The organism is Geomonas sp. (assembly GCF_035254065.1).
In the GTDB taxonomy this organism is placed as follows: Bacteria; Desulfobacterota; Desulfuromonadia; order Geobacterales; family Geobacteraceae; genus Geomonas.
In genome coordinates, this window is record NZ_DATFBA010000357.1 from 1 (window position 1) to 9,385 (window position 9,385).

The following is a 9,385-nucleotide window of genomic DNA, read 5'->3' on the forward strand; positions in this document are numbered from 1 at the left end:
AGCGGTGTAGCGGGGGATATTCAATGACCCCGCCATCGACCAGCTATTGGCAAGGGGATCGAACACCTCGGTCAGATTGTCAACGCCGTAAGAATCGGCAACCGCAAAGATATAAATTTTCCCGTTGAGGACCCCACTGCTCGGCCAGGACATGGCGAAAGGCATGTCGGCGAGTCTTGTCCACGTTTTGGCGCTCGGGTCGTACACATAGGTCGCCTTGCTGTAGCCCTGCGTGTCCTGCCCCCCAACGGCGTAGAGTTTGCCATCCACAGCCTCGACGGCCAATCCTTGCAGCGGCACCGGCAACGGCGTTCCGGTGGACCACTGGTCCGTCGCAGGGTCGTAAATCTCCAAGGCGTCAATGGGAACGTTCTGACGGTTTCTGCCACCCGGGACATAGACCTTCCCGTCGATGACCGCGGCGTTGGTGGCGAAGGTGGCGGTAGGTTTCGGTGTCCCCATGGTCCAAACATCCGAAACGGTGTCGTATATCTGCACCATGCCGACCTCTCCGCCCACGCCTCCAATGACATACACTTTCCCGTTTACCGCGGCTTGGGCATGGTCTTGAACAGGGAAAAGGAGCGGAGCGCGCAGCTTGAGCAGCTCCTTCACCCTGACCGGTATGGTTACCGAAGCATTAGCGTCCCCGTCGGCGCTGATCGTGATGGTGCCGGTGTGATTCGTGTCCGGATAAATGCTTGAGGTATCGGCGGAAACAGCGACGGTGCCACTTCCCTGTCCACTGGACGGGCTCACCTGAAGCCACCACGCGTCGCTGCTGGCGTGCCAGTTCAAGGTCCCTCCGCCAGGGTTGGCTATGGCCAAGCTCTGACTGGGCGGTGCCGAATCCCCCGGGTGAACCGTGAAATCCAGGAACAAGGGAGCGACGCCTACCAGGGGAACGCTTGATCTCACGGCATCGACAGCTCGGTAGGCATCGAGCATACCGGCGCCGCAAAGTGAGGTGTCGCAGTCGCCGCCCAGCGATTTGGTTCCGGTAGCAAAGGGGCGGGCGGTGGTCTGCAATATCCCGGCAACCTGTGCCGGGGTGAGGGTTGGCTGCAACGAAAGCATGAGCGAGGCAACTCCGGCCACATGGGGGGTTGCCATGCTGGTACCCGCATTCGGTTTATAGACGTCGCCATCGGGAGTGGCGATGGGGGAGGTGACGCCGGCATTGACGGTAGACAACACGAGGCCGGCCGGGCCGGGACGATAGGGCCATTCCCCGCCCGGCGCGGTAATGCTGACTGCCTCGCCATAGTTGGTGTAGTACGCTGCGCCGCCTGCCTGATTCAGGGCCGCCACCGAGATGACGCCGGTGCATCCAGCGGGCGAGAAGTTTGCGGCATAATCGGTGCTGTTTCCCGCCGCGACCACGACGACGGTTCCGGTTGCGACCACGTCGTTTATGGCGTCCTGCATCGCAGGATCGCAGGCGACCGGGCTCCCCAGGCTCATGTTGAGGACCCGGGCGGGATTGCCGTTCGCCGGAACGCCCTCCACGGAGAGCCCTGCGGCCCAGCGCATGCCGTCGATGACATCGGACGTGTACCCGCCGCACTTGCCGAGCGTCCTGACCGGCAGTATCTTCGAGTTCCAGTTGATGCCTGTCACGCCCAGGCCATTGTTCGAGGTGGCGCCGATGGTTCCGCTGACGTGGGTGCCGTGCCAGCTACTGTTGGTGGTGGCGCACTGGTAGAGCACGCTGGCGGGATCACTGCTCTCGGCGCTGGAGACCCAATCCCCAAGGTCGCTGGCATCGGGGCTTCGCCCCACCTCGTTTCCCGCTCTTACCGGATCGCTGATGAAGTTGTATCCTGGCAGGACGCGCCCCTGGAGATCGGCATGGTTGACGATGCCGGTGTCTATCACCCCTATCACCAGGTTGCTCGAACCTGTCGTGATGTCCCAGGCCGGCGGCAGGTTTATTCCGGCCGGTTGCTGATCCGGATCGGGTGACTGGTAGTGCCACTGCGCCGGATAGTTCGGGTCGTTGGGGAGCAGCATCGGGGACAGGATCCGGTCGGGAACGGCATATTCCACGCCGGGGTCCGCGCTCAGTTTCCGCGCGATATCCTGCGCTTCCTCAGGCGTCATCCGTTTCGGCAACTTGAAGAGATGGCTGTTGCCGGACATGGGACGCAGATGGGTGAGCGCCACGCCCGCTCGCGCGCTCAGAGACTGGACGGCCGCACGGTCGAGGGTTTTCGCCTTGGCCTGCGGCGCCTTCTTATATTTGATGATCAGCCGATCGGTGCGGCCCGCCCCGCTGGAAGGAAGGACTTGCGACATAGGGGCGCCGGCTACCCCGGTTTTTGCGACAGGTACGGTAGCAGGCGAGGAAACAGGTGGGATTTCGGAGATGACGGCTTGGCCGGGGCTAGGGTGCGCCAGAGTGACAGCGAGCAAGGCCAGGATAGCAAGCCTTCCGGGGTGCATCGACTCCATTTTCATAGGGGCTCTCGTCTATTCACCGTAGTCGACTGGCTAAATGGGGTCACCCTTGAGGTTGTACATCTTTACGGCAGTAACTGTTACGGCAGGTGTTCCTGTGTGTTCAGCAAAAGAGACCTTTGCGATCTGGCCAGTACCTGAAAAAGGGGTGGTGGACACAAGATAAAAGCTGATTGTGCCAGGGGTCAAGGCGTTGGACTCGAATAGCGCTCCCGAAATGTAATCGCCCTGGGTCACGGTCGGGGAGGAGAGAGTTGAAGAATCATAGACGAGGTTAAATTCCAAGGCTGCAACGCCGTTCAGATTGTTGCCCTGCACGGAATACTGGCCACCGCCCGAAGAGACGATGGTAAGAGACGTCGCCGGCGTCGCCGGTGTCGAAGGCGCCCCGCCGCCACCGCCCCCGCAGCCCCACATAAAGGCGGTAATGACGAGTACGATCATTGCCTTCAGCAACTTCTCCAATTTCATGAATTTCAAAACAGCCCCTCCCAAAAAGATCAAAAAACAAGCCGCTGTCCCAACTCGTCAGGGAAAAACGGCACTAATGCACGTGGGTGGGAAGAATATCATGACGAGATAGATTGTTTCAATTGAAAATAATCAATTAAGCTTAAATAGCCTGGATCGCGTTCAGTTTGTTGAAACTTAGTCGCGGGTTCTGGTAGCAACAAAATAAAAATAGGTAATAGTGAAACCCGGCCGCGAAAGTTCACATTTTTTGCACTTTTCTTTTTTAACGAAAACAGCCGTAACTCAGAAGAGTTACGGCTGTAAGTTTACAAGCTGAAGAACGGGGATCTAGAACGGGATCTCGTCGTCCGGGTTGAAGCTCGGCTCGTCGTAGCCGCCCTGGTTGTGCTCCTGCTGGTAGCCGCCGCGGCTGCCGCCGGAGGGGCGCTGGCCGCCGCCACCTTCGCCTTTGCCGCCCAGCATCTGCATCTTCTCGCCGACGATCTCGGTGGTGTAGCGGTCCTTGCCTTCCTTGTCCTGCCACTTCCTGGTCTGCAGCCTTCCCTCGATGTACACGGTCCTTCCCTTGGCCAGGTACTCGCCGGCGATCTCGGCGGTCCTCCCCCACAGGGTGATGTTGTGCCACTCGGTCTTCTCTTCCCACTCACCGTTCTTGTTCTTGATCTTGTCGGAGGTGGCCAGGGAGAAAGATGCCACGGCGGTGCCGCTCGGCGTGTAGCGCACTTCCGGGTCTTTCCCCAGGTTCCCTATCAGCATCACCTTGTTGAGACTTGCCATCTTACATTCTCCTTTTTTCGCGTCTGTCACTGTTAAATTGCGATTATGTCATCACTATCCAAAATGAGTCTTCACAGCAACCTTGTATCTCGACACACAGAGCTGGCGCCACCTTTTTAGCGCCGGCGAGATAGCCAAGGACGCACGAAAGTACCATGAAGGCGCTGACACGCGCAAGTGCTTCTTACAGCCCGGTGACCTCGCGGTCCTTCGGATACTCCACCACGATGTCGAAGGTGATCGCCTTCTTCTCGCCCGGCAGCACGGGCAGCTTCCAGCTCAGGGTGCCGTCCGGCTTTTGTTCGGTCGGCTGCATGCTCGGCTCATCCAGGGTCACCTTGATCTCCTGGTCCCCGGCGGTGGGGAGCTGGTCGCGAACGGTGATGGTCTGGGCTTCTTTGCGGAAGTTCTGCAGCTCGATGCGATAACGGTACGCCATCCGGTTCTTGCCGAAGAGCCCCGCTTCCTTGTGGCTCTTGATTTCCTCGCGCTTTACCGTGACCTGGTCGTCGGTGCCGAAGAAGAGGTCGAACTTCTCGCCCGAGGCGACCTTCTTCAACTGGGTGCTCCCGTGGTAGTTCCCACCGGTGAAGACGTTCACCCGTCCGGGGAGCAGGGGATACGGCGCACGGTTCACAATCTCGGACCTGAGAAACACGCCTGGCGACAGCTTGGGCACCGCCAGGAACTCCAGCGTCAGGGGGAGGTTCTCGGTTGCCACCACGTTGCCGTGCCGGGTGTCGTCTGCGGGGATGTCCACAGTCCGGGGGACCAGGAAGGAGACGGAGTTCTGCTCCTCATCCAGCTGGGCGGTCAGATAGGAAGCAGGGGCTTCCGCCGGAGCCTCCGCGTCGTATTCGACCAGGGAGCCTTTGCTCGATACGGTCTTCCCTGCTCTCATCATCTGCAGGGGCTGGTAGGCGGCAGGTGATGCCGGCATCGGCGAGGGGAGTGGCCTGTAGAAGGAGACCAGCCAGGGAGAAAGCTCGGGAGGCGCTCCCCCCAGTGCCGGCCTGGCGGTGGAAAGGGAGAGGCTCACGTCATGCCAGTCTTCCCCGGTCTGCTGGCGCACCAGCGCGCGAAAGACCAGTTCCGCCGATTTCCCGTCGGAAGCGAGCCGCGCATCGTAGCAGGGCTCCCAGCTTGCCTGCGGGGTGACGCTGGTCAGTTCGAGTTCCAGCCGTCCCTCGCGGGTTACCTCGACGTTCACCTCGACGTTCTTGGTCTCCTTCTGACGGGAGCCCATGCTTTCTTCCCGCTCCCGGCGCAGCTTGTCGATGGCGTTATCAAGCTGCCGCTTTTCCTCGTCCAGGTCGCGGCTTTCCTGCTCGACTCGCCGTACTCCGCTGGCAACGAAGGTGAGGGCCTCGTTCAACTCGGCGGAGGTCGGCCTTCCCACGGCCAGTTCCTTGGAGATGCGATCTCCCCAGGCGACCTTGATGGAAGCGATGAAATTGTTCTCTGCGACCAGCGCCGCTTTTTTAGCCTCGATGCCGGCAACCTTTAGCTTCAGCTGCCGGATCTCCTTTTCCAGTTCCGCGGCCCGCTTCTCCGGCACCTGCTCGGTGAAGGCCCGCTTCACTTCCAGCCCAACGATGGTTGTGCCGGCGCTCCCCTTGCCGGAGACCCGTACCGAGTCATCCTGGAGGAGGGCCGGCAGCCCTTCGAAGGAGACCAGGTAGTTCCCCGGCTTGAGCGAGAGCGTTGTGGAGCGGGTGGTCATCGCCCGGTCGGGGTAGACGGTCACAGCGGTGATGCGGGGCGCCGCCTTGATGCGTGAAAGCCGTTCGCTAGCCACTGCCGGCGAAACCATGGCCGGCAGGGCAAAAGGGGTGATAGTTGCCAGCATTCCGAGGCCGATGATCAGCCTCTTCACAGCGCGTGATCTTTTCATGTCTGGATCCTCCTGTCGTTTGTATCAATCATCGGTCCGTAACGGATCGGATTGTCGTGCGGCCTTACGCCTTTACACGCTTAGACAGGGAGGAAGAGAGAAAAGTTCCCGTGCAGGTGAAATTTTTTTTGCAGCCACGGTGGTTGATGCGCAACATCTCGGATATCGAAGGGAATTGGCCGGGACATTATCATCAAGGTGGAAGGATCGAAAGGAGATTTTCGGCAATCGGGAGGTGTTACACGACGATGCGTGCCCTCCCTGGAGAGTTTGGGCGCTCGCTGACGGGATGGACAGATTGTCCCCAATTGTATCGAGCCGGGGTTGGGAAAGGAGGTCTTTGGGAGGTGGCTGTGGTCAGCCCAGGCTATTTACTGCAATTTGTTTGACTCCGGCGGTAAAAAAAAGTAACTTTGCCGGGATTATCCAACGGGTGACTTCTCATGCTGCGTGCACGTCTCTACCAACTTTTTTTCCTGATCCCCTTCACATTAGCTTGCAGTCTGTGCGCCGTCGTCGCCGGCCTCTTCGACGCGACCGGCCGTTCCGCGCACGCCTTGGCGAAGTTCTGGAGTGCCTGGCTGTTGCGGGTCGCCGGCATCCGGCTCAAGGTGGATGGCACCGAGAACGTGCCGCTGACGGGGCCGGTGATCTACATGGGGAACCACCAGGGGAACTTCGACATCAACGCCCTCACGCTTTCGATCCCGCGCCGCTTTTCCTGGATCGCCAAGGAGGAGCTCTTCCGCTACCCGCTCTTCGGCTCCGCCATGAAGCGCGCGGGGTACATCCCGCTGGACCGAAGCGATGGCAGGAAGGCCCTGAAGAGCATCAAGCAGGCGGCCGAGCGGATCACCGCCGGCACCAGCGTGGTGATCTTCCCGGAAGGGACCCGCACCAAGGACGGCTGGCTGTTGCCCTTCAAACGGGGCGGCTTCCTGCTGGCGGTGAAGGCGGCGGTGCCGATCGTGCCGTTCACCATCAACGGCAGCAGGAAGATCAACCCCGCCAACGCCTCCGGAAAGCTGGAGTTGCGGCCGGGCACCATCAGCGTCAGCTTCGGCGAGCCGATACCGACTGCGGGGGTGCCGGAGGGTGAATTGATGAACCGGGTGCGCGAGGCGATCGCTGCACGGCTGGAGGCGCCTTAAATGTCGGCAGTCTACCTGGCGATGGTGGTCGCGGGGCTGGCGCTGGTCGTTTGGGGCCTCCCGGCCGCTCACCGGCTGAAAAAGCCCTTAGACATCCTGGCGGCGCTGGCGGTGCTGGTCGGCGTGGTGGTGGCCCTTTTGGGCGCCCTGCTGGTCGCCGTCCCCGGCTTCTTCAAAGGATAAAACCGGGAAAGACGCCCTCACCCGGCCTTCGGCCACCCTCTCCCCTAAAGGGGCGAGGGAAATGGGTAAAACTTCGGCCACCTCTCCCCTCAAGGGGTGAGGGGAATGAAACGGATAAACCTGAACTGACATGGAACGAGTCAAAACCATAGCGCTCAATGTGGCGGTCGCCGCGATCATCTCCCTGCTGCTTCTTTGGGGCGCCACCTTGTACCGGCAGCACGTCCAGTACGAGAAAGGTGAGCAGGGGATGCGCGCCGGCAACTACCCCGCCGCGGTGGCGGGATACGAGTCGGCGATCCACATGTACACCCCGGGGAGCCCGTTGGTGGAGAGTAGCGCGCAGAAGCTGTGGGGGCTCGGGCAGGCGATGGAAGGGGGAGGGGACGTGAAGGGGGCGCTGATCGCCTACCGGACGCTCCGGAGCTCCTTCTACGCCATCGCCTGGATCTATTCCCCCGGCACGGAGTGGATCGCCAAGTGCGATGCCAAGATAGCCGCCCTGGTGCCGAAGCAGCAGGGACCCTAACAATCTCAAGGACTGGTAATTGGAAGAAGTAGAACTATCTGAACTATCCGAACAAAGACCTCCCATTCCCGAAGGGGGCCTCAAGTTCGTGGCGCTGGGGGGGCTGGGCGAGATCGGCCTCAACATGGCGGTCTTCGAGTACGGCGAGGACATCGTGGTGGTCGACTGCGGCCTGATGTTCCCGGAACCGTACATGCTCGGGATCGACATGGTCATCCCGGACATCAGCTACCTGGTGGAGCGGGCCGACAAAATCCGCGGCATCCTGCTCACCCACGGCCATGAGGACCACATCGGGGCTCTCCCCTACGTGCTGAGGGACATCAACCCTCCCATCTTCGGCACCGCGCTGACCTTGGGTCTTGTCAAAGAGAAGCTCAAGGAGTACGACCTCGACGAGAAGACCGACCTGCGCGTGGTGAGGCCGCGCGAGATGATCGGCCTCGGCAAGTTCTACGTCGAGTTCATCAGGGTCGCCCACTCCATCGTGGACGGCTGCGCGCTGGCCATCAGCTGCCCGGAAGGGGTGGTGATCCACACCGGGGACTTCAAGCTGGACCAGACCCCGGTGGACGGCGAGCTGACCGACCTGGCCACCTTCTCCCGCTATGGCGAGGAAGGGGTGCTGGCGCTCTTCGCCGATTCCACCAACGTGGAGCGGGAGGGGTACACCCTCTCCGAGCGGCTGGTGGGGGACGCCTTCGCCGAGATCTTCCCGCGCTGCACCGGCCGCGTCATCGTGGCCGCCTTCTCCAGCAACGTGCACCGGGTGCAGCAGGTGGTGGACGCCGCGCAGAAGAGCGGCCGGAAGGTGCTGTTGAACGGCCGCTCCATGATCGCCAACGTGCAGATCGCCCGCGAGCTCGGCTACCTGAGGATCCCGGACGACCTCCTGATCGACCTGAAGGAGATGCCGAGGCTTCCCAAGGAGGAGGTCTGCATGATCACCACCGGGAGCCAGGGGGAGCCGATGAGCGCGCTCACCCGGATCGCCATGGACGACCACAAGCAGATCAAGGTGGAGGAGGGGGACACGGTGATCCTCTCCTCACGCTTCATCCCGGGGAACGAGAAGACCATCTCCGACCTGATGAACCACCTGTACCGGCGCGGCGCCGAGGTGATCCACGAAAAGGTCTCCGAGGTCCACGTCTCCGGCCATGCCAGCCAAGAAGAGCTGAAGCTTCTGCACAACCTGGTGCGTCCCAGGTTCTTCGTGCCGGTACACGGCGAGTACCGGCACCTGGTGAAGCACGGCCAGCTGGCCCAGAAGGTAGGCACCCCCAAGGAGCGCACCATTTTGGCGGTGAACGGCGACGTGATCCGCTTCCACGGCGGAGAGGGAAAGATCGTCGGCCAGGTGGACACCGGGCGCGTCTTCGTGGACGGCAAGGGGGTGGGGGACGTCGGCAACGTGGTCCTCAAGGACAGGAAGCACCTCTCCGAGGACGGCATGGTGGTGGTCATCATCGGCATCAACCAGGTGTCAGGCGAGATCATCTACGGCCCCGACATCGTCTCGCGCGGCTTCGTCTTCGAGGACGAGAGCCAGCAGTACCTGGACGAGGCGAAGAAGGTGGTGCTGGACACCCTGGCGCTGGTGAACACCGAGGTGCTCACCGACTGGAACGAGGTGAAGCTGGAAGTGCGCCGGGTGCTCAGGCGCTTCTTCAACAAGACCATCGAAAGGCGGCCGGTGATCCTGCCGCTGATCCTGGAAATGTGAGAACGAAGGCAAAGGCGATCTCTCACAGAGGCCACAGAGAGCACAGAGAGAACCGAATTTCAAACTAGCAATGGACCCTGATTGGCAGTCTTCCGCCAGCTCGTAAAACTGTCATTCCCGAAACGGTTTTGATCGGGAATCCAGCCTTTACCTCCTGGAATCATGGATCCCCGATAAAGGCATTCGGGGAT

The 9,385-nt window shown here is 61.1% G+C and carries 8 protein-coding genes; 4 read left to right on the forward strand and 4 right to left on the reverse strand.

Features of this window, described 5'->3' with window-relative positions:
- The 4 genes from VJ604_RS16670 to VJ604_RS16685 form a co-directional block, all read right to left on the reverse strand.
- A partial coding sequence (locus tag VJ604_RS16670) for a S8 family serine peptidase (protein WP_324084505.1) occupies window positions 1-2,460 on the reverse strand: 2,460 nt, incomplete at its 3' end.
- A gap of 33 nt (window positions 2,461-2,493) precedes the next feature.
- Window positions 2,494-2,931, reverse strand: a complete 438-nt coding sequence (locus VJ604_RS16675; protein ID WP_324084518.1) for a cohesin domain-containing protein — start codon at window positions 2,929-2,931, stop codon at window positions 2,494-2,496.
- 330 nt (window positions 2,932-3,261) lie between these two features.
- Window positions 3,262-3,711 (reverse strand): single-stranded DNA-binding protein, encoded by a 450-nt coding sequence (locus VJ604_RS16680; RefSeq protein WP_324084507.1) that lies wholly within the window; start codon window positions 3,709-3,711, stop codon window positions 3,262-3,264.
- Between the two features lie 184 nt (window positions 3,712-3,895).
- Entirely contained in the window at window positions 3,896-5,605 is a 1,710-nt protein-coding gene (locus tag VJ604_RS16685) for a mucoidy inhibitor MuiA family protein (RefSeq protein WP_324084508.1), read from the reverse strand.
- A gap of 443 nt (window positions 5,606-6,048) precedes the next feature.
- Here VJ604_RS16685 and VJ604_RS16690 point away from each other — a divergent pair, with 443 nt between their 5' ends.
- From VJ604_RS16690 to VJ604_RS16705, 4 genes are all read left to right on the forward strand, one after another.
- A complete protein-coding gene (locus VJ604_RS16690) occupies window positions 6,049-6,756 on the forward strand; it encodes a lysophospholipid acyltransferase family protein (RefSeq protein WP_324084510.1) in 708 nt (235 codons plus the stop codon).
- The gene (locus VJ604_RS16695) at window positions 6,757-6,939 is read left to right on the forward strand and encodes a hypothetical protein (protein WP_324084512.1); all 183 of its coding nucleotides are present in this window, start codon (window positions 6,757-6,759) and stop codon (window positions 6,937-6,939) included.
- A gap of 130 nt (window positions 6,940-7,069) precedes the next feature.
- Entirely contained in the window at window positions 7,070-7,468 is a 399-nt protein-coding gene (locus VJ604_RS16700; protein ID WP_324084514.1) for a tetratricopeptide repeat protein, read from the forward strand.
- A 19-nt stretch (window positions 7,469-7,487) separates the two neighbouring features.
- Window positions 7,488-9,194: a ribonuclease J gene (locus tag VJ604_RS16705; protein WP_324084516.1), complete on the forward strand. Its 1,707-nt coding sequence runs from the start codon at window positions 7,488-7,490 to the stop codon at window positions 9,192-9,194.
- Window positions 9,195-9,385 lie beyond the last annotated feature (191 nt).